Source organism: Thalassovita gelatinovora (genome assembly GCF_001458355.1).
GTDB lineage: Bacteria > Pseudomonadota > Alphaproteobacteria > Rhodobacterales > Rhodobacteraceae > Thalassobius > Thalassobius gelatinovorus.
Genome location: NZ_CYSA01000016.1, coordinates 256082 through 277112, shown reverse-complemented (window position 1 = coordinate 277112; position 21031 = coordinate 256082). Strand labels below are relative to the sequence as shown.

Below are 21031 nucleotides of genomic sequence, written 5' to 3'. Positions count from 1 at the left end.
AAAGGGCTGCATCTTCCACAGCGACAGGGGCAGCCAATACTGTTCGCATGACTACCAGAAGATCCTGCGCCAGCATGGCTTCAAAGTCTCCATGAGCGGCAAAGGTAATTGTTATGACAATGCGGCCGTCGAGACATTCTTCAAAACCATCAAGGCCGAGCTGATCTGGCGGCGGTCATGGGCAACCAGGCGGCAAACTGAGATGGCTATCTTCGAATACATCAATGGCTTCTATAATCCGCGCCGACGCCATTCAGCACTGGGCTGGAAAAGCCCCGTCGCTTTTGAGCGGAAGGTGGCTTAAACGAGCACTTGGGGCGGCACGAAACCGTGACAGGTCCAGACCGTCTTTGGGTCGACACCGACAAGCCGGCAAGCCCGGCGCTGCGAGATGTCATGATCCCGCATCGCCCTGAGCGCTGCCTCTCGCCGCTTGGTCAATGTCGTCAGTTCTTTCCCAGCAAATCCTTCAGCACGACGTTGTCCAGCATGGTATCAGCCAGCAGGCGCTTGAGTTTGGCATTCTCGTCCTCCAGCGCTTTCAACTTGGCAGCATCCGACACTTCCATGCCGCCATACTTGGACTTGAACTTGTAGAACGTCGCAGGGCTGAGGCCGTGTCTACGACACACCTCAGCCGTCGGCATGCCAGCCTCTTGCTCCTTGATCATCCCGATTATCTGCGCCTCGGTAAAACGGCTCTTTCGCATTCGTCTGCTCCTTCAAGATTGAGCAGACTCTACATTAAAGTGAGGGATTTTGTGGGGGGCAGGTCAACGGTCAGTTGGTTGCAGTCGTCAGAGGCGTTTACCCCGGAACTTTGATTTCCACCTCAAGCTGGATTGGAAATTTCAGGTCGAGTTTTGCTGATACGGGAACCGATGTTATCCAAGGCTCTGAGGGTGCAGACGTTCTTAATCCATTTGCAGGCGATGACCCGGTTTTCGGGAATGGCGGTGACGACAGCATAGACGCTGGAAACGGGGACCAGCAGTTGTTTGGCGGAGAAGGGAACGACACGATCAGGGCCAGTATAGGAAGCGATGATGGCTCTCATTTAGTGGATGGAGGCAATGGTGATGACTACCTTAGCGCCATCGATTTCTACGACGGCCACTTTGACACGATAATTGGTGGTGAAGGAGATGATACACTTGCCGTCAATGACGGTGATGTCGCAACGGGCGGAACCGGGGCCGATGATTTTGAGATAGTCGTCGACCACGGTATCGATCCTGAAGATTTGACTCCTGTTTTGATCACAGATTTTGACCCGACGAGAGAAGGGGACGTAATTACCCTGATCTCAGACACAGGCTTCGCCCCACCAGCGCAAGCCGTAAACGATTTCCTTACTCTCGAACCGACAGAAGATGGATCTGGTACCATGCTAATCTACTGGGGTGTAAACATGGCGACCATCGAAGGAGTGCTGGCGAAAGATTTACTTGCTGACATGAGCTGGCTTATGAATCTCCGCTAGGCTTCCATGCTGGCAGTTGGTGGATCGGATTTAGGATGAATCGATCTGGTTTGCAAAGCGTAGGACAGTCGTCCAGCGGCAGTAACATGTGCGCTGGACGATGACCTGAGTCCGGTGGAATTCTTGCACAGAAAGACCGTGGACAAGTTGGCAGCCTCAGGCCAAACATTTAATCCCAAGGACTCCGCGCAAGCTGGAGGGAACTTGGGGCGCGGGTCAAAGGCGGCGGCACCATAGCTTCCGTCCGAACGGAGGTCGTTATGGAAAAATTTTCACTGCTTGATTTGTCGCCCATTCCAGAAGGTAAAAACGCGGCTGATGCCTTGTCCAATTCCGGGGATTTGGCAATTGCCGCCGAAAAGGCTGGCTATTTTCGTTTCTGGGTGGCCGAACACCACAATATGTCAGGCATCGCCAGTTCGGCGACCGCCGTTCTTATCGGGTATCTGGCATCGGTTACCCAAACCATGCGTATCGGGGCCGGGGGCATCATGTTGCCCAACCACGCACCATTGATGGTGGCCGAACAATTCGGGACGCTGGCGTCAATTTATCAAGGCAGGATTGATCTTGGTCTTGGGCGCGCACCCGGAACGGATATGGCGACGGCAAGAGCCTTGCGACGCCATATGTCGCAAAACGACAGCTTTCCGCATGACGTGCAGGAGCTAATCGACTACTTGGGGGATATGCCCGAAAGGGCTCCTGTTCGCGCAATTCCGGGCATGGGGACGCATGTTCCGGTCTGGCTTCTTGGGTCCAGCCTGTATGGGGCGCAGTTGGCGGCTTATATGGGGCTACCCTATGTCTTTGCCTCGCATTTCGCACCGGACATGCTCGAAGAAGCCTTGTACGTTTACCGCGAAAATTTCCGGCCATCCGGGGCCCTTTCGCGGCCCTATGCGATGATCGCCGCCGGAGTGTTCGCCGCCGAAACCGATGCCGAAGCAGAACGTCTTCGGTCGTCGCAATTGCTTTCATTCGCGAATATCATCACGAACAACCGTGGTAAGCTGCCTTACCCCACTGACGATCTCGCTGCGAAAATAACCCCTCAGGTCATGGCGCGGGCAAGGCATATGTCGTCTTGTTCTGCGACCGGGTCGCCTTCGGCAATCAAAACGCAGTTGGGTGCGATCATCGACAAGTATCGGCCCGATGAATTGATGGTGACGGGCATGATCCATGACCATTCTGCACGGGTTCGGTCATTCGAAATCGCAGCGGGTGTTTTGAGTGAGCTGCAAGAGCCTGTTCACGTCAGTTGACGTGCCAGCCCAGTCAAATCGGAAGACGTCAACGAGATCAGAAAGGTCTGACAACGGTCATTCGCTGCCGCCGCCATTCTGGCCCCGGCGGGGATCACACGCTTTCGATCCGCAACGCCACGGGAGCTTCGACCACCACATCGGTCTTGGCAATGATGTTCAGCGCGGCGTCGATATCGGCCCGGGTGGTTTTATGGGTCACGATCAGCACCGGCGCATAGTCATCGACGTGACCGTATTGCCGCATGCGGTTGATTGACACGCCAGCCTCGCCCAGGATCGAAGCGATCTTGGCCAATGCGCCCGGTTTGTCGGTCAGTCCCATCCGCAGATAATACGGCGCAGGTAGTGTGGAAGTGCCCCGCTGTGCCTGTTTGAGCGTGTTGGCAGGTTGCCCGAAGACCGGGTAACGCACGCCGCGCGCGATATCGCAGACATCGCCCATCACTGCGCTGGCGGTCGGGCCTTCGCCGGCCCCGGCGCCGCGCAGCACGATCTGGCCGACGCTGTCACCTTCGACCACAACCATGTTGGTGCCGCCTTCCAACTGGCCCAGCGGGCTGTCGGCAGGCACCAGGCAGGGCGACATCCGCTGTTCCAGCCCGCGGCCGGTCAATTGCGCCACGCCCAGCAGCTTGATCCGGTAGCCCATGTCGGCGGCCTGCCGGATGTCTTCCAGGCTGATGCGCTGAATCCCTTCCAATTCGACGCCGTCGAAATCGATCCGGGTGCCAAAGGCCAGCGAAGACAGGATCGCCAATTTGTGCCCGGCATCGATCCCGCCCACATCGAGATTGGGATCGGCTTCCAGATAGCCCAGCTTGGCGGCCTCTTCGAACAGCGCGTTATAGCCTTGTCCGGTGGCTTCCATCCGGGTCAGGATGTAATTACAGGTCCCGTTCATCACCCCCATGACGCGGCTGATTTCATTCGCGGCCAGTCCCTCGGCCAGCGATTTGATGATCGGGATGCCGCCCGCGACTGCGGCCTCATAGCGGATCACCCGACCTGTCGCTTCGGCCTGTTCGGCCAGCGCCTGACCGTGACGCGCCAGCAGCGCCTTGTTGGCGGTGACCACGTCCTTGCCCGCGGCCAGCGCGGCCTCGATCGATGCCTTGGCCGGGCCATCTTCGCCACCCATCAGTTCGACATAGACGTCGACATCGTCACGCTGGGCCAGCACGACAGGGTCGTCTTCCCAGCCGTATTGCGACAGGTTGACACCACGGTCCTTGGTCCGTGATCGGGCCGAAATGGCGCTGATCGTCACCTCGCGACCGGTGCGCGCTGTCAGAAGAGCCGCCTGTTGACGGACGATTTTCACGACGCCGACACCGACGGTGCCCAGCCCGGCAATACCAAGGCGCAAGGGGTGGCTCATCTGGCCCTCCTGACTGTTACGGATCTTTGAGGGGCGATGTACCGGGTCTTGCAGCCCGGCGCAACGCGGCAATTGGGGGCCGGCGGGGCCACCCTGTCATCAGCCTTCTGCAAGCTGACGAAGCCGGTTGGCGCGGGCGCGCAGGGCGCGGGCGCGGGCTTGCAGGGATTTATCGGTGTCTTTGGTGATCTGGCTGTCCGCGTTTGCCGCCAAGATCGGATCAAGCGGCAGCAATGCCGGGAAATCGGCCTGTCGTGCCGCCGGTTCGATCTGGTCGTTCAGATCAGGAAAGTCGGCGCAGCCGGTCAGGTAAAAGGCAAAAATCAGGGCGGTGGTCGCGCGCATGGCGAAATCTCATCAGCTGGGCTTTCCCTGTCTTGCACCAGAACCGCCCTTGCGGCAAGGGATTGCCATTCGACCAAGAGCGGGATCCGGGGCGCTGGTGGTCAGATCGCGCTTTGATCTGAACAAATGTTCAGTTAACTTGGCGGCATGGCAAGAACCACAGGGTCCCATTCCGACATCACCGGCCCCCGCGTTTTGGACGCGGCGTTGCGCCTGTTCGCGCGCCACGGTTACGCGGCAGTGTCGATGCGCCAGATCGCCAAGGAAGTCGGCGTGCAGGCCGGGGCGCTTTATAACTACACGCCCGACAAGCAATCATTGCTGTTCGACCTGATGAAACGGCATATGCAGGAATTGCTGGATACGCGCTCCGATCATTGCCGTCCCGGCACCGCGCTGAAACAGCTGGAAGATTTTACCCGCTTTCATATCCGCTACCACCTCGACCGCTCCGACGAGGTTTTCATCGCCTATATGGAACTGCGCAACCTGACACCGGAAAATTTCACCGTGATAGAAGCATTGCGTCGACGCTATGAAAACGAACTTGAGACCATCCTGCAACAGGGGGCGGTCGAAGGCGTATTCGCCATCACAGATAGCCGGATCGAAACCATGGCCGTCATCGCCATGCTGACCGGAGTTACCACATGGTACCGTGCCGAAGGCCGATTGTCTGCGACCGAAGTCGAAGGCATCTACTGGGACATGGTGCGCAAGGCGGTCTCGGTCTGAGTGTTGCAAAGTTACTCGCATTGCGACCGCAGACCGGCTATGAGCAGCGCAACAGGCAAAGGGACGCACGCAATGGACGGATTGGTTCAAGAAAAAATTCTGGCCACAGCGCAGGCATCGCTATCGCGGCGCTGGATGGGCATCGGTATGTTCGTGGTGCTGGGCGCTTTGCTGATCGCGCTGGCTTTCGCCACCCCGTCTTCCTCGGCGCTGGGCCTTCAGGTTTTCTTGATCCTGTGCGGCGCGGTTGCGATTGCCTTTGCGGTCAAGATGCATGCCGCGACCCGGCTCGGCCTGCGGCTGACCGAAACCGCGCTCTGCGACAGCGACGGCACCGAAATCGCCCGGATCGAAGATATTGTCAGGGTCAACCGCGGCACTTTTGCCTTCAAACCCTCGCATGGCTTCATGCTGCAATTGGCGCAGCCGCGCGGGCGACGCTGGCAGCCCGGTATCTGGTGGCGGATGGGCCGTCGGGTCGGTATTGGCGGTGTGCTGCCCGGTGGTCAGACCAAAGCCATTGCCGAAGTTCTTCAGGTTATGATTTCGGAACGCCCGACCGGATGATCCGGTCGCGGGGCGCCACCGACTACTAGTTGGCCCAAGCCAGTTGCGGCGCAAAGCGCGGGCTGGTGAAGGACAACTCGTAAATGTCGGATTCGTTCAGCCCAACCTCGAATAGCGGGGTGTAATGGCTCCAGGTTTCGACCACGATGACACGCTCATTGTCGATCACGCTCGGCAAATTGTCGGCAAGCGCGTTGATCCCAGCCTCGTTCAGCGCAGATTTCGATCCACGCGCTTCGGACCAATCCAGTTTATACATGTTGTCTTCTTCGTCCCACATCGCAACCGTAACCCGCAGGCTGGCATTCGAATTGGCCTTGGTCAGGAAGGCGAACAGCGATTGCATGCTATCGATATACGCGTCGTTGACCGCCGCCGTTTCCCGCGACAACAGATCGCCGACGGTGTAATTGGCTTTGATGTTCACGCTGGTCTGCCGATAGGCGTCGAAATAGACGTAACTGGCCAGAAAAGCCCAGAACAGGAACGGGACAACAATCACCGCTTCCAGCGCGACCGTCCCGTCGCTGTCCTTGGCAAAGCGTCGCAGCAGGCGTTTGGTTTTATTCATCATATCCATCACAGCGGCTCCTGAACGAAGGCGGCGGCTGCCACCAATGCAAACTGCCCGGCGTCATCCGTGACGAGGGCTTTCCCCAAACCGACCGCCGGAAACAGCGGATCAACTTTGAAACAAACCCGCAGCAGCATCAGTTCGTTTTCCTGGCCATTTTCAAATGCCCGGACCGGCGACACTTCTTGCGACGCGTCGGTGCAATCGGCCTCTGCCGGCGGTTCGGTCCAGTTGCGCGGATCGATCTGGATCATCTCGATCCGCAAATTTTGCTCGCAATTTGTCAGGATCGACGCCATGTCGCAGATTTCCTGCTTGATTTCGTCATGCTGCGGCGCGGAACCAGTCCCGAGGCGAATGTCGCGCACCACCAGATCGGTCGCTCGTTCGATGATCGTAGTGCGCATGGTGATCAACCCTAATTCCCAAGACGATCCCATCAGGACCACAAAGATCGGGAACACGATCACAAACTCCAACGTGGCAGAGCCGCGTTCGCTTCGACGGAAGCGGTTCAGGAACCGTTTGAACATCGTCATTGTACCAGCCTCAGTTTGCTGATCGATGCGGCGATGGATTCAAAAGCATCGGAAATTTCCAATCCGTCGACATCGAAATGATGGCTGTCAGAGCTGGCGCAATCTGCCAGAACGGCCTGGCCGCTGCTTGGGGCTTCGAAACCCACAGTGAAAACGATGATCCCAGCGGTTTTGGCCGCTGCGCAGATGTTATGGGTCCGGGTGTCTTTGGTGCTGGAGCCGTTATAGGTGTAGGCGTCGTAATACCAATCGTTCCAACGGTTGTAGGAATAGCTATAGTTGTTGTCAGCGTTCCATTGCAACGAAGCCTGGTTCCACAATTCTGGATAGCTCAGCCTGACAGATGTCCCGGCTTCCTGCTGTTCCGAACATTCAGTCTGATAGTAGCCGGTTTCACGGTACCGGCCGCGACGATAGGTATAGCCGGTGGAAACCCAGACGCTTTCACAGGCCTCATAGATTCCTTCACCATAGGGATGATCATGCCAGTCATCATCATGGGGCCACCAGTACTGGGTGGTGCTGCCGGAAACATATTCGACCGAATACCGATCTGCTTCGGCGTTATAATAAACATCTGAATCCCCCGCCCGCAGATCGTCGCGCAGCATGTATTGGGCGGTATTCTGACCGTCGGTCATTAGCACCAGAATTTTCAACGTGCTGCCATCGCGGAATGCTGTGGGGCGACCGGAAAAGCCGTCGTTGATTTCGCCGTCGTTGATCAGACTGTCAACGACGCCCTGGGTGCTGGGATCAAGCAGGGCAGAACCCCATTTCATCCCTATATCGATCGACGTGTTGCCCTCTGCCTGCAAGGCGTCGATGTAATTGTTCAACACGGTTTGATCGCTCGACAAGGGCAAAATCTGTGCATAGGAGTCGGTCAGACAAACCGGTTGCCGGATACCATCCACCGGATCTTCGTATTCGTTCCAGACATCGAAATGGCCGGTGCGCTGCAACGTATCAACGGTGGACAAGGCCGTGGTGTCAAAATCCGAAGACGTGAAGTTGACGCAATTCGAATAAGCGTGTTCGTCGGTCACGGTGTATTTGCTCAGCAGGCTTGCCCCGGCACTGACCTGTGTGGAATAGGGTATGATCGATACCGAAACATTGTCTTCTTGCGACGTCGACAGAACCGTATCGATGAATTCTTTTGCTGCCGGTTTCAGGCGGGTCAGGCGCGAATTGCTGCCCATCGATCCCGACACGTCCAGAACCAGTGAAATTTCAACGCTGCCAACGGCTTCTTCGGCGGTGCCGGCGGCGGGGGCGCTTAATTCGTCGATACCGACCAGAGACAGGAAAAAGGTGTTCAGCGTCGATTTCGCATTGGCGCTGACCGTGCGGAAACCGATGCCTTCATTGACTGTCACGCTGGTCAGATACTGACCAATGCCAGCCTTGGTAAAATAGTCGTTCACCACGGTTGTTGCATCGGTGGTCTGATCCAGGTCGGCCGCCGCCAGAACGGCGCGGTCGAGCGTGTTCTGAAGCTTGGCACGGTCGCGTTCATAGCGCATCAGGTCGATGCCGATACCGGCAACCATCAACATGCAGATAAAGGCAAAGATCGCGAACATCGTCATCGATCCGTTTTCATCCCGACGGAACCGTTTGAGCCGGTCCAGTCGCTTCGCCAAATTGTTTTGACGGCCCAAGCCGTTGCAGTCAGAACTCAACTGTTCCATCTCGTCACCCTTTCATCTGGCCCGCCGGGGGATGTCCCGATCCCCGGCAGACACATTAAGTGCTTTGAATGTTGTGAACTTGATTCGTGGCCAAAATTGGGCGTGGCAAAGGCTATGCTAGGATTGGGTTGCGCCTTACGGGGTAATGTCCGGCGGTCCCGCAGATTGTTTCCAGAATTGGCCATTATCCCTAAAGTCTTATGAATTTGCCCGGTTGACAGTCTGGGCAGATGCGCAGCCCTTGCAGCGATCTGGAACTGCTGTCATCAAGGGACAAGGCGACCGAACCCGAGGTGTTTCATGATCCGTTTACTTTGTCTTGCGACCCTGATGCTGGCGACGCCCGCGCTTGCGGAAACCAAACAGCAAAGGCAGGATCGCTGTACCATTCAGACCGGGATCGTGCAGCAGGCGGTCGATTTGCGCATTCAAAACAAAAGTCAGAAACGCGCGGGCAAGCTGATCCTGAAATCTGATCCCATCGCGGGCAGCAAATACGAACAAAACGTCGATGTGCTGGTGGATTGGGTCTATCATCTGCCGAAAAATCAGTTGTTGCCGGAAACGGTCGCGTATTTTGAAACGTCCTGCAATGAATTCGTTCAATAAATCCTGCTCGTGATGCGGTTCCTTCGCGCCTTGGCGCAGTGGCCCATTTTCTTGCGGTGCGGCGCGCTCTATAGTCGCCAGCATGAGTCTCCCGCCCGGCTTCCTTGATGAATTGCGCAACCGCATCAGCCTGTCTCAGGTGGTGGGGCGCAAGGTCATGTGGGACCCCCGCAAATCCAATCAGGGCAAGGGCGACATGTGGGCGCCGTGTCCGTTCCATCAGGAAAAATCGGCCTCTTTTCATGTCGATGACCGCAAGGGGTTTTATTACTGCTTCGGGTGTCAGGCCAAGGGCGACGCGATCAGCTTCATCCGCGAAACCGAAAACGTCGATTTCATGGAAGCAGTCGGAATTCTGGCCCGCGAAGCCGGGATGCCGATGCCGCAGCGCGACCCACAGGCCCAACAGAAATCCGACCGTCGCACCCTATTGGCCGAAGTCACCGAAATGGCGACCCAGTTTTTCCGGTTGCAGCTAAAACGCAACGGGGCCGAAGCCGCCCGCGCTTATCTCGATCGGCGCGGTCTGAAACCCGAAACCCAAGACAGGTTCGAAATCGGCTTTGCCCCCGATGGCTGGCAGGGTTTGTGGGATCATCTGTCCGGCAAAGGTGTGGCCGAGGATCTGATCCTTGGGGCCGGTTTGGCCAAAGCGTCGAGCAAGGGCAAGAAACCCTATGACACTTTCCGCAACCGGATCATGTTTCCGATCCGTGATCCGCGCGGGCGCTGCATCGCCTTCGGCGGTCGCGCAATGGACCCCAATGACAATGCCAAATACCTGAATTCGCCGGAAACCGAACTTTTCGACAAGGGGCGCAGTCTTTATAACCAAGGCCCCGCCCGCGAAGCCGCTGGCAAGGGCAAACCCTTGGTCGTGGCCGAAGGCTACATGGATGTGATCGCGCTGTCCGAAGCGGGTTTTGCTGCCACCGTGGCCCCATTGGGCACCGCGATCACCGAAAGCCAGCTGCAATTGCTGTGGCGGATCGCGCCGGAACCGGTCATTGCACTGGATGGTGACACCGCCGGGCTGCGCGCCGCGATGCGGGTGATCGATCTGGCCCTGCCTTTGCTGGAAGCGGGCAAATCGCTGCGCTTTGCGCTGTTGCCCGAAGGGTTAGATCCTGACGACCTGATCCGTGCGCAGGGGGCAGCAAAAATGCAAAACCTGCTAGAAGCGGCCATTCCGATGGTCGATCTGCTGTGGCGCCGCGAAACCGAAGGGCAGAATTTTGACAGCCCCGAACGCAAGGCCTCACTGGACAAGGCTTTGCGCGACAAGATCAAACTGATCCGCGATCCGTCGATCCGCGCCCATTATGGTCAGGCGATCAAGGATCTGCGCTGGGATCTGTTCCGACAAAACCGGCGTAAGGCCTTCGTGCCGGGCAAGCCGTTCCAGCCGGGGCAGGGGCGTGGCGGCCGCCGGGGCGATTTCGGCCCCACCTTCCATCCCGGCACCAAATCCTCGATGCTGGTGTCAGCCGGGGATAGTGCGCAAACCCGACTGCGCGAAGCGGTGATCCTTGCGACCTTGTTGCGCCAACCCGACCTGATCGCGGAATTCGATTATCAGATCGAACATCTCGATTGCGTCGATCCCGATTTCGCCCTGCTGCGCGACCGGCTGCTGGACCTGTCGCATCATGGAGATATTGTCGATCTGGAAGCCCGTCTGCCCGAAATGTTGGGGCCCGGGGTTCTTGAAAATCTGCTTGCGCTGCCCCATGTGGCGATTGCACCCTCGGTGCGGAGGTCGGGGGATATCGAAACCGCCCGGATGACGGTGACCGAAGAATTCGCCAAATTGCAGGCCGAACGCGGCCTGAGCGCCGAAATCGCCGAAGCCGAAGAGGAACTGGGCGGGGTCGCGGACGAAGCGGTAACATGGCGGCTGCAACAGGCCGCTGAAACCAAGAATCGCGCGCTGCGCAGCGAACAGGAAGACACGTCACGCTATGACATCGGCAAGAACGGGGCCCGAATCAATCGCGACGAACGCGACGCGCTGGACCGGGTTTTGGGACAAATCAGCTTCACAAAACGGCCGCGATAACCGTTTTGGTGAAGAATTGAGAAAGAAATACGGGTAAACGGGTTTTCGAATCGGGTATTCGCGCTATTGATTCGCGATAACGAATCACCCGACAGATCCGCACCGACGCCCCTGTAGGAGAGCTAGATGGCCGCCAAAGATACCGAAGACCGCAAGCCAGACGATCAGGACGCCGAATCTTCGCTCGATATGAGCCAAGCCGCCGTCAAACGGATGATCGCCGAGGCGCGTGAAAAAGGCTACATCACCTACGACCAGCTCAATCAGGTGCTGCCGCCTGATCAGGTGTCCTCGGAACAGATCGAAGACGTGATGTCGATGCTGTCCGAGATGGGCATCAATATCATCGAAGATGAAGAAGCCGAAGACGACGATCAGAAAACCACCGCCGTGGTCGATGTGTCGTCGAACAAAGGCGAAGTTACCCTGTCTTCCGGTGGGGCAGAAAAGCTCGACCGGACCGACGATCCGGTGCGGATGTATCTGCGCGAAATGGGCTCGGTCGAACTGCTAAGCCGCGAAGGCGAAATCGCCATCGCCAAGCGGATCGAAGCCGGCCGCAACACGATGATCCTCGGCCTGTGCGAAAGCCCGCTAACGTTTCAGGCGATCACCATCTGGCGCGACGAACTTCTGTCCGAAGACATTCTGCTGCGCGATGTGATCGATCTGGAAACGACCTTCGGCAACACGATGGAAGAAGAAGGCGAAAGCGAACCTGTCGCCGAAGCTGCCAATGTTGCCACCGCGCCCAAGGCGCAAAAAGACGACCAACCCGAACTCGACGCGGATGGCAACCCGATCCGCAGTGACGACGATGATGAAGACGATGAAGACGACGAACAGGCCAACATGTCGCTGGCCGCGATGGAAGCGGCACTGAAACAGCGGGTTCTGGACACGCTGAATCACATCGCCGAAGATTTCGAACGGCTGTCGGAAATGCAGGATCTGCGGATTTCGGCCACCCTGAACGAAGACGACACGTTCAGCGATCAGGAAGAAGCGACCTATCAGAAACTGCGCTCGGAAATCGTCGAACTGGTCAATGGTCTGCACCTGCATAACAACCGGATCGAAGCCCTGATCGATCAGCTTTACGGCATCAACCGCCGGATCATGCAGATCGACAGCGCGATGGTGAAACTGGCCGATCAGGCGCGGATCAACCGCCGCGAATTCATCGAAGCCTATCGCAATTCCGAACTCGATCCGACCTGGCTTGACCGGATGGGTGAAAAACCCGGTCGCGGTTGGCAGATGTTCATCGAACGCTCGTCCGACAAGGTCGACGAACTGCGCAACGACATGGCGCAGGTCGGTCAGTATGTCGGCCTCGACATTTCGGAATTCCGCCGCATCGTGTCTCAGGTCCAGAAGGGCGAAAAAGAAGCACGTCAAGCCAAGAAGGAAATGGTCGAAGCCAACCTGCGTCTGGTGATTTCGATCGCCAAGAAATACACCAACCGCGGCTTGCAATTCCTCGACCTGATCCAGGAAGGCAATATCGGCCTGATGAAAGCGGTCGATAAATTCGAATATCGCCGCGGTTATAAATTTTCGACCTATGCGACCTGGTGGATCCGTCAGGCGATCACCCGGTCCATCGCGGATCAGGCCCGCACCATCCGTATCCCGGTCCACATGATCGAAACGATCAACAAGTTGGTCCGTACCGGGCGTCAGATGCTGCACGAAATCGGCCGCGAACCGACACCGGAAGAATTGGCCGAAAAGCTGCAAATGCCGCTGGAAAAGGTCCGCAAGGTGATGAAGATCGCCAAGGAACCGATCAGCCTCGAAACCCCGATCGGGGACGAGGAAGACAGCCAGCTTGGCGATTTCATCGAGGACAAGAACGCCGTCCTGCCGTTGGATTCCGCCATTCAGGAAAACCTGAAGGAAACCACCACCCGGGTTCTGGCCTCTCTCACGCCGCGTGAAGAACGGGTTTTGCGGATGCGGTTCGGCATCGGCATGAACACCGACCACACGCTGGAAGAAGTCGGCCAGCAGTTCAGCGTGACCCGCGAACGGATCCGCCAGATCGAGGCCAAGGCTTTGCGGAAGTTGAAGCACCCGAGCCGGAGCCGAAAACTCAGGAGCTTCCTGGATCAGTGATCAAAGGGCGCCCTGAGGGGCGCCTTTTTTTTAATAGGTATAGGTTTCATGAAAACGCTAACTTTTGATTGGAACTGCGTCGTGAGCGCTGAGAAGCGTGATGTTCAATCACGTTACGTCCAGCGATTGGTCGATCTTCATCTTGCAAAACAGGTAGATGTTGCAATCACCACCATATCTGCCTCCGAAAGCCTCCCGGGCTCCAAAACGCTTTGCCAGTCGGCGGAGCAATTTAATGATCGGTTGGAAAAGTTGGGTTGGTCTGAGCTGACCATATTGTTCGGCCCTTTGATTTGGGATTTGACATACTGGGACATGGCTAGATTTGTTGACTCAGATGCCTATGAAAAACTTATTGATGATATTTGGGCGATAATAGGCGGGATACAGGTGCGTCAACTTCCGGCCAGTGTAACTACAGACCTACTGCACTCATCTGAGATGAAAAAATGGCGAAACGTGTGGTGTGACGTGCATACGTTGTGGACACACCTAGATGCGGATCGGGATGTTTTCATAACTACTAATACACGTGACTTTCAGAACAAGTTTTCTGAACTCCAGTCATTGGGATTGCGATCAATTAAGACGCCAGAGGAAATGGTCGTTGAGTTAAGCCGAAACTCTTGAGCCTGCGGTAGGTCGTGTGTCTCACGGTTGCTCCATTTTTAGCTATCCATGAAATATTCAGCAGACGCTTTGAATTGGGTTTGGTAAAGTGCAAAACCGGGCCTGCGCTGGACCGTGGTGTGGCGCTGCACCGTCTGAACGACGCGCTTTATTCCAGCCATATCCGGACGACAGATAAGCGACGCGCCAACCTCACCAAAGCGCCAGACCGCCGGGACGGTCCGGCGCTGGCCCGGCGGCCTGCGGCCTTGTTCCGGGTCGGGACTGCCCCACGCCCCCTTGCCCCCAGCCGCTCAACCCCGCACACTGGCGGCCAAACGGAACCAACGGGATCACCCTATGTCACTGCTTTCCAAACTCTTCGGCGCCGGTCGGTCGGAGCCCAAGGCCAAACCCGCAGCGCAGCCCGAGGATTACAAAGGCTTCCGCATCTTCCCCGATCCGATGCCGGGCGAGGGCGGGTTCCGCCTTGCCGCCCGGATCGAGAAAGAAATCGACGGAGACTTGAAAACCCATCAGATGATCCGCGCCGACACCATTCAGTCGCCCGAAGAAGCCCGCAGCGCGAGCCTGCGCAAGGCCAAGGTCTTCATTGATCAGATGGGCGAGGGCGTGTTCCGCTGACATGCAGACCAGTTTCAGCGTCCACACGAACGGGCAGGGGCTTTATGAATTTACCCGGCAGGTGACAGCTTGGGTGTCAGGGCAAGGTATCGATACCGGGCTGCTGACCCTGTTCGTGCGCCACACCTCCTGTTCCCTGCTGATTCAGGAAAACGCCGATCCCGAAGTGCAGACCGACCTGCGCAATTTCTTTCACCGGTTGGTGCCACCCACCACCGACCCGGCGATGTCTTATCTGACCCATACCTATGAAGGCCCTGATGATATGCCGGCCCATATCAAGGCCGCGATGATGCCGGTCTCGCTATCGATCCCGGTCACGGGGGGGCGCCCGGTTCTGGGCACATGGCAGGGGATATACCTGTTCGAACACCGCAATGCCCCGCATCTCCGGCAAGTTGCGGCGTATCTCGGCCGCTGACAAATCGGTGATAATGGGTATTTACCCCCTGCACGGTGCGGTGTTTTCCGCCATATTGGCCGCACCACAATACAGGACAATGCCATGAAATCCGAACGCCTTACCTTTACCGGCCATGATGGCAGCACGCTGTCGGCCCGGCTTGATCTGCCCGAAGGTCAGGTCTGTGCCACGGCGCTGTTTGCCCATTGTTTCACCTGTTCCAAGGATATCCCCGCCGCACGCCGGATTTCGTCCCGGCTGGCATCGCAGGGTATTGCCGTGCTGCGCTTCGATTTCACCGGGCTGGGTCATTCCGACGGCGAATTTGCCAATACCAATTTCACCACCAACGTGGCCGACCTGATCCTTGCCGCCCGGGCGCTTGGGGAAAAACTGATGCCGCCGCAACTGTTGATCGGTCATTCGCTGGGCGGGGCGGCGATGCTGAAAGCAGCGGGGAATATCCCGACCGCCCAAGCCGTCGCTACCATCGGGGCCCCGTTCGATCCGGCGCATGTGGCGGAAAATTTCGCCGCGCAGCTTGATGAAATCCGCTCACGAGGCAAGGCGCAGGTCGATCTGGCCGGGCGCAGTTTCACCATCTGCGAACATTTCCTTGACGATATCGCGGCGCAACAGATGGGGCCCGCGATCCGGGAAATGAAAAAGGCGCTTCTGGTGCTGCACGCGCCGCGCGATACCGTGGTGGGCATCGACAATGCGGCCGAAATCTTTGCCGCCGCAATGCATCCGAAATCCTTTGTCACGCTGGATGATGCCGATCATCTGATCAGCCGTGAAACTGATGCCGAATATGTCGCCGACACCATTGCAACATGGGCTGGCCGCTATCTCGATCTGGTCGAAGAAGACTTCCCGCAACACGCCCCCGACGGTGTGATCCGGGTGTCCGAAGCCGATGCATCGGGTCTACTTCAGGATGTGAATATCGCGGGCAAACACCATATGCTGGCAGATGAACCGCTGGAAATGGGCGGTACTGATCTAGGCCCCAACCCATATCAGTTCCTTGCCGCCGGGCTTGGGGCTTGCACCACCATGACGCTGCGGATCTATGCGCGCCACAAAAATCTGCCGCTGGAACATGTGTCGGTCGAAGTCACCCATGACAAGCGCCATGGTGAAGAAATCACTCCCGGAAAAGGCACCGGTAAGGTCGATGTGTTCCGCCGTGAAATCCGTCTCGCGGGCGATCTGAGCGAAACCGAACGCCAGTCGCTGTTGCGCATTGCCGACCGCTGCCCGGTCCACAAGACGCTGCATTCGGCATCTGTAATCGAAACGGTGCTGCGCCCGGACGACACATGAATGGATCACAACAACCGCGGCATCAACCGCGGCTGTTGTGATTTTTCTTAAACCGCCGGATTACGAAACGGCTTTGAAATCGATCTTTTCCGCACCGTCGTCGAGATCCAGATTAATCACCATGGGCGCGTCTTCGCCGGTATCCTTTCCTTTGGTCCCGGTCGTGGCGGGGTCGCCCTGCATGCTGCGGCTCTCGACCTGGAAGAAACTGATGACTTCGGCCAACTGTTCGGCCTGGCTCGACAATTCGGTCGCTGCGGCGGACAGTTCTTCCGACGCGGCGGTGTTGCCTTGGGTCACATTGTCCAGGCGCTGCACCGATTCATTGATCTGGGTCGATCCGATCGCCAATTCGCGCGACGCGCCTGTGATGCCGCTGACCAATGTCGATGTTTTTTCGATCTTCGGCACCAGGTCTTGCAACATCTCGCCCGCTTTGGTGGCCGACGATACGGTGTCCTTGGACAGGATCGAAATCTCCGCTGCTGCCTGCTGGCTGTTTTCGGCCAGTTTGCGGACTTCCGCTGCGACCACTGCAAAACCGCGTCCGTGTTCACCGGCCCGCGCCGCTTCAACCGCCGCGTTCAGCGCCAACAGGTCGGTTTGACGGGCGATTTCTTGCAAGATCATGATGCGTTCGCCGATGGTTTTCATCGATTCAACCGCTTTGGTTACCGCTTCGCCCGAAGTAATGGCGTCCTTGGCCGCCTGACGGGCGATGTCATCCGTCGTACTTGCATTGTCCGACGTGGCCGAGATGTTGGCCGACATCTGTTCCACTGCCGCCGAAACTTCTTCGGTCGATCCGGCTTGCACAGTGGCCCCTTCGGACAGCGTTTCTGACGTGCCTGAAACCTGGCTTGCCCCGGCAACCAGATTGCCCACTGCTGACGTGACGTTTTCAACCGTATTGCGCAGATGAACGACCATGTCGTTTTGGGCATTCAGTAGGTCGGTGAGTTCATTGTTGCCCTTCACGTCCACCGTACTGCGCAAATCGCCCGCCGCTACCTGCCGCGCCAGACTGATCGACAGGTTCAGCCCGGTGGCCAGCTTGCGAATGATCAGCACCGACGAAATCAGCATGAAAACTACCGCCACGGCCATGGCCATGAACAGGTTGTTGCGGGTCGTTGCGAAATCTTCCTGTGCTTTCAGCACCGTCTGATCCATCTCAGCCGAATAGAAGACTTCGACTTCCTTCGCCAAGCTATTGATCTTGGCCATCGTGGGGTTTGCATCGTGATGGTACACCTCGTTGGCACGTCCGTCTCCGGCCAGCTCATAGGTGATTGCTTGCTCGGTGTGCTTTGCGAATTGATCCAGCGCTTCGGACATGATTTTCAGCCTGGTTTGCAAATCTTCCGCCGAATACCCTTTCATGTCTTCGATGATCTTTCCGGCTTTGGCGGCAGTGTCTTTCAGGTTTTTCTGCAAATTCGGAATCCGGTTCGGATCGTCTTCGCCGCCTTCCCAGCCGATCAGGATATTGGACACATTCAACTGCATGTTCCGGGTCATGATCAGAAGGCTTTCGGCATTCAGCAAATGTTCGGTGTTTACGTAAACAACCTGCTCCATGTTCGACTTGCTCTTTTCCAACGCCCGGAGCGACAGAAACATGCTGCTTGCAAAAATAATGAAAACGGCTGCGAAAGTTGCAGCCAACCGTAGTTTTAAAGTGAAACGCATCTTTCTTCCTTTTTTACATCCGCAGGGTTTCAGGCTCAAATTCCGGCAATATGGACGAAGCACCGAAATTCACGTCTCGGGCAAGGCGTGCCAAGTCCGCGATGAAGGCTGCAAAGCGCAGATATTTGTTCCCCGTATTGAAGGTTGGGGTGAAAAAGTTAACGACCTCGGGAGGCGGAATTTGCGAAATTGATCTGGAAATTTGACAAATCTATACGCAAGAGTAGTGCATTATCTGAGGTTTTCCATGTGTCCGGGTGGCAGGATTCGGGGGTGCCTCTTTTGGTTGTTTCTGCGGCAATGTCCGACCCTGCGGTGATCCGGTTGCAAGCCGTCGTTCGTCTCGACGCATTGAGCCACCCAATCGCACACGTTTTGGTATTCATGCGCGCGAAAGGCGATAATACGCATCCCTTTTGATATCGATCCGGTAATCATTGCGCATAGACAGACCGATTTTTCAGGGCTTTTCCATAAAACTTCGGGCATTCCGCCGTTTCTTTCAACTGACGCCATAGGTGTTGAGTGATTAGAGTTGTGTGGGCGTCGTCCCTCGTCGTGAAACCGGAACATACTCCAAGAGGGAGCCGCGTGTCGCTGCGGTGGTGGATTGCCGGATTTCGTCTCTGATCCTCCCAGTAGGAAGTAGGAGGAAAATCGATGCGCTTCACGTTAAAAACCCGCTTGGCCGCAAGTTTCGCGGCAGTGTTCCTTATTTTCGCGGGTAGCATGTTCCTGGCGGTCAAAGCCTTGGAAAAAGCCAATGATAAGATGGACAATATCGTGAATGTCCAGACCGAGCACCTGCTGGATGCACAGCGTCTTCTTGTGCTGACGCGCAATATGCAGATCGACGCGGCCAATATCCTGATCGGATGGGCCGGTGGTGCCGAAGACCCCGACCGCATTTCGAACCTGCAAACAAGCATGGCCGGCGCGGCCGACGAAACCGTCACGATCCTCGAAGCGATGAAACAATATTCCGGCGAGGATTTGCAAAAAACCCTCAAACGCCTGGGCAGCCAAGTGAAGCGTTTCACTCAAAATGTCCGCGGTGCCGTGGATTATGAACTGGATGGCGATGATCGGGCCAATGAAGTCTATCACTTTGGTGTCAATCCGACGATGATCAGGGTGAACCAATACGCCGCAGACGTCGAAGCCTATCAATCTGCCGAAATGAGCAAGGCCGTCGATCAGGCCAAAGCGGAATATCTCGAAGTCCGTCGCAATCTGTTTATGGCCATGGGCGTTGCAGTTCTGATGATGCTGTTTTCCTCTGCCTTGATCATCCGCACCTTGTCTTCGGGTCTGAATCGCTCGATCGATCTGGCGCGACGGGTGGCCTCGGGAGATCTGCGCACCACGGCCAAGGTATCCGGCAATAACGAAATCAGCGATCTTCTGAACGCGCAGAACGACATGGTGCTGCGGCTGCGCGACACGGTGGAAAACGTATCGTCTGCGGTGAACAATCTCGTTGCCGGGGCAAGTCAGGTTTCGGGCACTTCGGAAACGCTGTCCGAAGGGGCTTCGGTACAGGCCGGATCGACCGAAGAAGTTTCGGCGGCAGTAGAGCAAATGTCGGCCAATATTTCAGCCACGTCGGACAACGCGGCCACCACTGATGAAATCGCCCAAGGCGCGGCCCGCGATGCCAAGACTTCCGGTGAAGCCGTCAGCGACGCGGTCGAAGCGATGAAAACCATCGGCGAACGTATCATGATCTTGCAGGAAATCGCCCGCAAGACCGACCTGTTGGCGCTGAACGCGGCAGTTGAAGCGGCGCGGGCCGGTGAACATGGGCGCGGTTTTGCAGTGGTCGCAGCGGAAGTCCGCAAACTGGCTGAAAACAGCCAGCAGGCGGCGGCAGAAATCTCTGCCCTGTCGTCCAACACCGTGTCTTCGGCCACCAAAGCGGGCGAAATGCTACACGATCTGGTGCCCAGTATCGAAAAGACCTCGACCTTGGTCAGTGGTATTACCGCTGCGTCGCGCGAATTGGCGATCGGATCGACCCAGATCAATGAATCGGTGCAGCGTCTGGATAACGTGACCCAAGGCAACACCGCCGCGTCAGAAGAACTTTCAGCGGCGGCGACCGAACTGTCGAGCCAGGCCGAACAGTTGGCCGAAGTCATCAGTTTCTTTCAGGTCGACGATGACAGTGAAATGGATGATGCCGACCCGATCCCCCCGCAGGAAGATGACAGCGAAGATCAAGACGCGCCGCTGCTGATCGATCTCGAAACCGATGATGGCGAAGAAGCGATCGATTTCAAAGTCGCATCGTAATCCGACGATTTCTCCGAAAAAAGGCAGCCGCGGGTCATTCCGCGGCTGTTTGCCGTTGCATCTGGAGCATAAGCGCCGCATCGACAGCGCCGCGTCATTTGGTGGCTGTAACTTCCCCCCTACCCAAACCCTAGCGGCTGACCTATAGTGCCTGTGGATAAGTGGGGGAAACCCACAGAATGAGGCGGTAATTTATAAGGGGGCCAGCCATGCGTTGCCCGTTTTGCGGAAATATGGATACGCAGGTCAAGGATTCACGGCCTGCCGAAGATCACGTGTCGATCCGTCGGCGCCGGTTCTGTCCGGCCTGTGGCGGTCGTTTTACCACTTATGAACGGGTGCAGCTGCGCGATCTTGTCGTGATCAAGTCGAATGGTCGGCGTGAAGATTTCGATCGTGACAAGCTGGAACGGTCGATCCGTATCTCGATGCAGAAACGCCCGGTCGAACCGGAACGGATCGATCAGATGATTTCCGGTATCGTGCGACGGCTGGAAAGCATGGGCGAAACCGATATCCCGTCAAAAACAATCGGCGAAATCGTGATGGAATCTTTGGCGCGGATCGACACCGTGGCCTATGTCCGTTTCGCCAGCGTTTACAAGAATTTCCAGGCTGCGGATGATTTCGACAAATTCGTTTCCGAATTGCGCCCCGATACCGCCCCGGAAAAGTGAGGC

The 21031-nt window shown here is 57.0% G+C and carries 21 protein-coding genes and 1 pseudogene; 15 read left to right on the top strand and 7 right to left on the bottom strand.

The features are described 5' to 3' along the window. The coding region (locus TG4357_RS09705; RefSeq protein ID WP_144433921.1) for an integrase core domain-containing protein at positions 1-304 on the top strand (304 nt) is incomplete at its 5' end. A gap of 38 nt (positions 305-342) precedes the next feature. Here the strand turns inward: TG4357_RS09705 and TG4357_RS09700 are convergent. Next, positions 343-710, bottom strand: a pseudogene (locus TG4357_RS09700) (transposase); the annotation flags it as partial. Positions 711-784: 74 nt separating this feature from the next. Here TG4357_RS09700 and TG4357_RS09695 point away from each other — a divergent pair. Further along, complete coding sequence (locus TG4357_RS09695; RefSeq protein ID WP_139193679.1) at positions 785-1483, top strand: calcium-binding protein; 699 nt, start codon at positions 785-787, stop codon at positions 1481-1483. A gap of 260 nt (positions 1484-1743) precedes the next feature. Next, positions 1744-2751 carry an LLM class flavin-dependent oxidoreductase gene (locus TG4357_RS09690; protein WP_058262672.1) on the top strand — a complete coding sequence of 336 codons (1008 nt, stop codon included), beginning with the start codon at positions 1744-1746 and terminating at the stop codon, positions 2749-2751. Between the two features lie 94 nt (positions 2752-2845). Here TG4357_RS09690 and TG4357_RS09685 read toward each other — a convergent pair whose 3' ends face one another. Beyond that, positions 2846-4132, bottom strand: coding sequence for a homoserine dehydrogenase (locus TG4357_RS09685; RefSeq protein WP_058262671.1), 1287 nt, complete (start codon positions 4130-4132; stop codon positions 2846-2848). 99 nt (positions 4133-4231) lie between these two features. Continuing rightward, positions 4232-4477 carry a hypothetical protein gene (locus TG4357_RS09680; protein WP_058262670.1) on the bottom strand — a complete coding sequence of 82 codons (246 nt, stop codon included), beginning with the start codon at positions 4475-4477 and terminating at the stop codon, positions 4232-4234. Between the two features lie 147 nt (positions 4478-4624). Here TG4357_RS09680 and TG4357_RS09675 point away from each other — a divergent pair, with 147 nt between their 5' ends. Together TG4357_RS09675 and TG4357_RS09670 are read left to right on the top strand one after the other, a co-directional pair. Continuing rightward, the gene (locus tag TG4357_RS09675; RefSeq protein WP_058262669.1) at positions 4625-5212 is read left to right on the top strand and encodes a TetR/AcrR family transcriptional regulator; all 588 of its coding nucleotides are present in this window, start codon (positions 4625-4627) and stop codon (positions 5210-5212) included. Positions 5213-5284: 72 nt separating this feature from the next. Further along, complete coding sequence (locus tag TG4357_RS09670; protein WP_058262668.1) at positions 5285-5779, top strand: hypothetical protein; 495 nt, start codon at positions 5285-5287, stop codon at positions 5777-5779. Between the two features lie 25 nt (positions 5780-5804). Here the strand turns inward: TG4357_RS09670 and TG4357_RS09665 are convergent, their stop codons facing one another. Genes TG4357_RS09665 through TG4357_RS09655 form a run of 3 tightly spaced genes read right to left on the bottom strand, consistent with a single transcriptional unit; the run spans position 5805 to position 8589 of the window. Further along, positions 5805-6359, bottom strand: a complete 555-nt coding sequence (locus TG4357_RS09665) for a TadE/TadG family type IV pilus assembly protein (RefSeq protein WP_058262667.1) — start codon at positions 6357-6359, stop codon at positions 5805-5807. Continuing rightward, complete coding sequence (locus TG4357_RS09660; protein WP_058262666.1) at positions 6359-6892, bottom strand: TadE/TadG family type IV pilus assembly protein; 534 nt, start codon at positions 6890-6892, stop codon at positions 6359-6361. Before TG4357_RS09660 ends, TG4357_RS09665 begins: the two co-directional genes overlap by 1 nt. Then, positions 6889-8589 (bottom strand): TadE/TadG family type IV pilus assembly protein, encoded by a 1701-nt coding sequence (locus TG4357_RS09655; protein ID WP_058262665.1) that lies wholly within the window; start codon positions 8587-8589, stop codon positions 6889-6891. The genes TG4357_RS09660 and TG4357_RS09655 overlap by 4 nt, the downstream gene beginning before the upstream one ends. A 300-nt stretch (positions 8590-8889) precedes the next feature. On the opposite strand from TG4357_RS09655, the gene TG4357_RS09650 reads away from it, so the two are divergent. The 7 genes from TG4357_RS09650 (at position 8890) to TG4357_RS09620 (ending at position 16364) form a co-directional block, all read left to right on the top strand. Next, a complete protein-coding gene (locus TG4357_RS09650; protein WP_058262664.1) occupies positions 8890-9198 on the top strand; it encodes a hypothetical protein in 309 nt (102 codons plus the stop codon). 82 nt (positions 9199-9280) lie between these two features. Then, positions 9281-11257: a DNA primase gene (dnaG, locus tag TG4357_RS09645; RefSeq protein WP_058262663.1), complete on the top strand. Its 1977-nt coding sequence runs from the start codon at positions 9281-9283 to the stop codon at positions 11255-11257. A gap of 126 nt (positions 11258-11383) precedes the next feature. Next, positions 11384-13378 carry an RNA polymerase sigma factor RpoD gene (gene rpoD / locus TG4357_RS09640; protein WP_058262662.1) on the top strand — a complete coding sequence of 665 codons (1995 nt, stop codon included), beginning with the start codon at positions 11384-11386 and terminating at the stop codon, positions 13376-13378. A 48-nt stretch (positions 13379-13426) separates the two neighbouring features. Next, positions 13427-14008, top strand: a complete 582-nt coding sequence (locus TG4357_RS09635) for a hypothetical protein (RefSeq protein ID WP_058262661.1) — start codon at positions 13427-13429, stop codon at positions 14006-14008. Between the two features lie 339 nt (positions 14009-14347). Further along, the gene (locus TG4357_RS09630; RefSeq protein ID WP_058262660.1) at positions 14348-14632 is read left to right on the top strand and encodes an HlyU family transcriptional regulator; all 285 of its coding nucleotides are present in this window, start codon (positions 14348-14350) and stop codon (positions 14630-14632) included. Between the two features lies 1 nt (position 14633). Beyond that, positions 14634-15053 (top strand): secondary thiamine-phosphate synthase enzyme YjbQ, encoded by a 420-nt coding sequence (locus TG4357_RS09625; RefSeq protein ID WP_058262659.1) that lies wholly within the window; start codon positions 14634-14636, stop codon positions 15051-15053. Positions 15054-15137: 84 nt separating this feature from the next. Beyond that, on the top strand, positions 15138-16364 hold the full coding sequence (locus TG4357_RS09620; protein ID WP_058262658.1) for a bifunctional alpha/beta hydrolase/OsmC family protein: 1227 nt from the start codon (positions 15138-15140) through the stop codon (positions 16362-16364). Between the two features lie 60 nt (positions 16365-16424). Here TG4357_RS09620 and TG4357_RS09615 read toward each other — a convergent pair whose 3' ends face one another. After that, entirely contained in the window at positions 16425-17987 is a 1563-nt protein-coding gene (locus tag TG4357_RS09615; RefSeq protein WP_158509066.1) for a methyl-accepting chemotaxis protein, read from the bottom strand. Between TG4357_RS09615 and TG4357_RS19485 the strand changes: the two genes are divergently transcribed. The 3 genes from TG4357_RS19485 (at position 17986) to nrdR (ending at position 21028) form a co-directional block, all read left to right on the top strand. Then, complete coding sequence (locus TG4357_RS19485; RefSeq protein WP_158509065.1) at positions 17986-18249, top strand: hypothetical protein; 264 nt, start codon at positions 17986-17988, stop codon at positions 18247-18249. The genes TG4357_RS09615 and TG4357_RS19485 overlap by 2 nt on opposite strands. A gap of 467 nt (positions 18250-18716) precedes the next feature. Further along, positions 18717-20351: a methyl-accepting chemotaxis protein gene (locus TG4357_RS19480; RefSeq protein WP_058262655.1), complete on the top strand. Its 1635-nt coding sequence runs from the start codon at positions 18717-18719 to the stop codon at positions 20349-20351. A 209-nt stretch (positions 20352-20560) separates the two neighbouring features. Then, positions 20561-21028, top strand: a complete 468-nt coding sequence (gene nrdR / locus TG4357_RS09600) for a transcriptional regulator NrdR (RefSeq protein WP_058262654.1) — start codon at positions 20561-20563, stop codon at positions 21026-21028. The last annotated feature ends 3 nt before the right edge of the window (positions 21029-21031 follow it).

What these genes read in the sequence shown, in the direction of transcription:
- TG4357_RS09690 (WP_058262672.1), top strand. Translation starts at nt 1,744, where the DNA reads ATGGAAAAATTTTCACTGCTTGATTTGTCGCCCATTCCAGAAGGTAAA.
- TG4357_RS09685 (WP_058262671.1), bottom strand. Translation starts at nt 4,132, where the DNA reads ATGAGCCACCCCTTGCGCCTTGGTATTGCCGGGCTGGGCACCGTCGGT.
- TG4357_RS09680 (WP_058262670.1), bottom strand. Translation starts at nt 4,477, where the DNA reads ATGCGCGCGACCACCGCCCTGATTTTTGCCTTTTACCTGACCGGCTGC.
- TG4357_RS09675 (WP_058262669.1), top strand. Translation starts at nt 4,625, where the DNA reads ATGGCAAGAACCACAGGGTCCCATTCCGACATCACCGGCCCCCGCGTT.
- TG4357_RS09670 (WP_058262668.1), top strand. Translation starts at nt 5,285, where the DNA reads ATGGACGGATTGGTTCAAGAAAAAATTCTGGCCACAGCGCAGGCATCG.
- TG4357_RS09665 (WP_058262667.1), bottom strand. Translation starts at nt 6,359, where the DNA reads ATGGATATGATGAATAAAACCAAACGCCTGCTGCGACGCTTTGCCAAG.
- TG4357_RS09660 (WP_058262666.1), bottom strand. Translation starts at nt 6,892, where the DNA reads ATGACGATGTTCAAACGGTTCCTGAACCGCTTCCGTCGAAGCGAACGC.
- TG4357_RS09655 (WP_058262665.1), bottom strand. Translation starts at nt 8,589, where the DNA reads ATGGAACAGTTGAGTTCTGACTGCAACGGCTTGGGCCGTCAAAACAAT.
- TG4357_RS09650 (WP_058262664.1), top strand. Translation starts at nt 8,890, where the DNA reads ATGATCCGTTTACTTTGTCTTGCGACCCTGATGCTGGCGACGCCCGCG.
- dnaG (WP_058262663.1), top strand. Translation starts at nt 9,281, where the DNA reads ATGAGTCTCCCGCCCGGCTTCCTTGATGAATTGCGCAACCGCATCAGC.
- rpoD (WP_058262662.1), top strand. Translation starts at nt 11,384, where the DNA reads ATGGCCGCCAAAGATACCGAAGACCGCAAGCCAGACGATCAGGACGCC.
- TG4357_RS09635 (WP_058262661.1), top strand. Translation starts at nt 13,427, where the DNA reads ATGAAAACGCTAACTTTTGATTGGAACTGCGTCGTGAGCGCTGAGAAG.
- TG4357_RS09630 (WP_058262660.1), top strand. Translation starts at nt 14,348, where the DNA reads ATGTCACTGCTTTCCAAACTCTTCGGCGCCGGTCGGTCGGAGCCCAAG.
- TG4357_RS09625 (WP_058262659.1), top strand. Translation starts at nt 14,634, where the DNA reads ATGCAGACCAGTTTCAGCGTCCACACGAACGGGCAGGGGCTTTATGAA.
- TG4357_RS09620 (WP_058262658.1), top strand. Translation starts at nt 15,138, where the DNA reads ATGAAATCCGAACGCCTTACCTTTACCGGCCATGATGGCAGCACGCTG.
- TG4357_RS19485 (WP_158509065.1), top strand. Translation starts at nt 17,986, where the DNA reads ATGCTGCTTGCAAAAATAATGAAAACGGCTGCGAAAGTTGCAGCCAAC.
- TG4357_RS09615 (WP_158509066.1), bottom strand. Translation starts at nt 17,987, where the DNA reads ATGTTTCTGTCGCTCCGGGCGTTGGAAAAGAGCAAGTCGAACATGGAG.
- TG4357_RS19480 (WP_058262655.1), top strand. Translation starts at nt 18,717, where the DNA reads ATGCGCTTCACGTTAAAAACCCGCTTGGCCGCAAGTTTCGCGGCAGTG.
- nrdR (WP_058262654.1), top strand. Translation starts at nt 20,561, where the DNA reads ATGCGTTGCCCGTTTTGCGGAAATATGGATACGCAGGTCAAGGATTCA.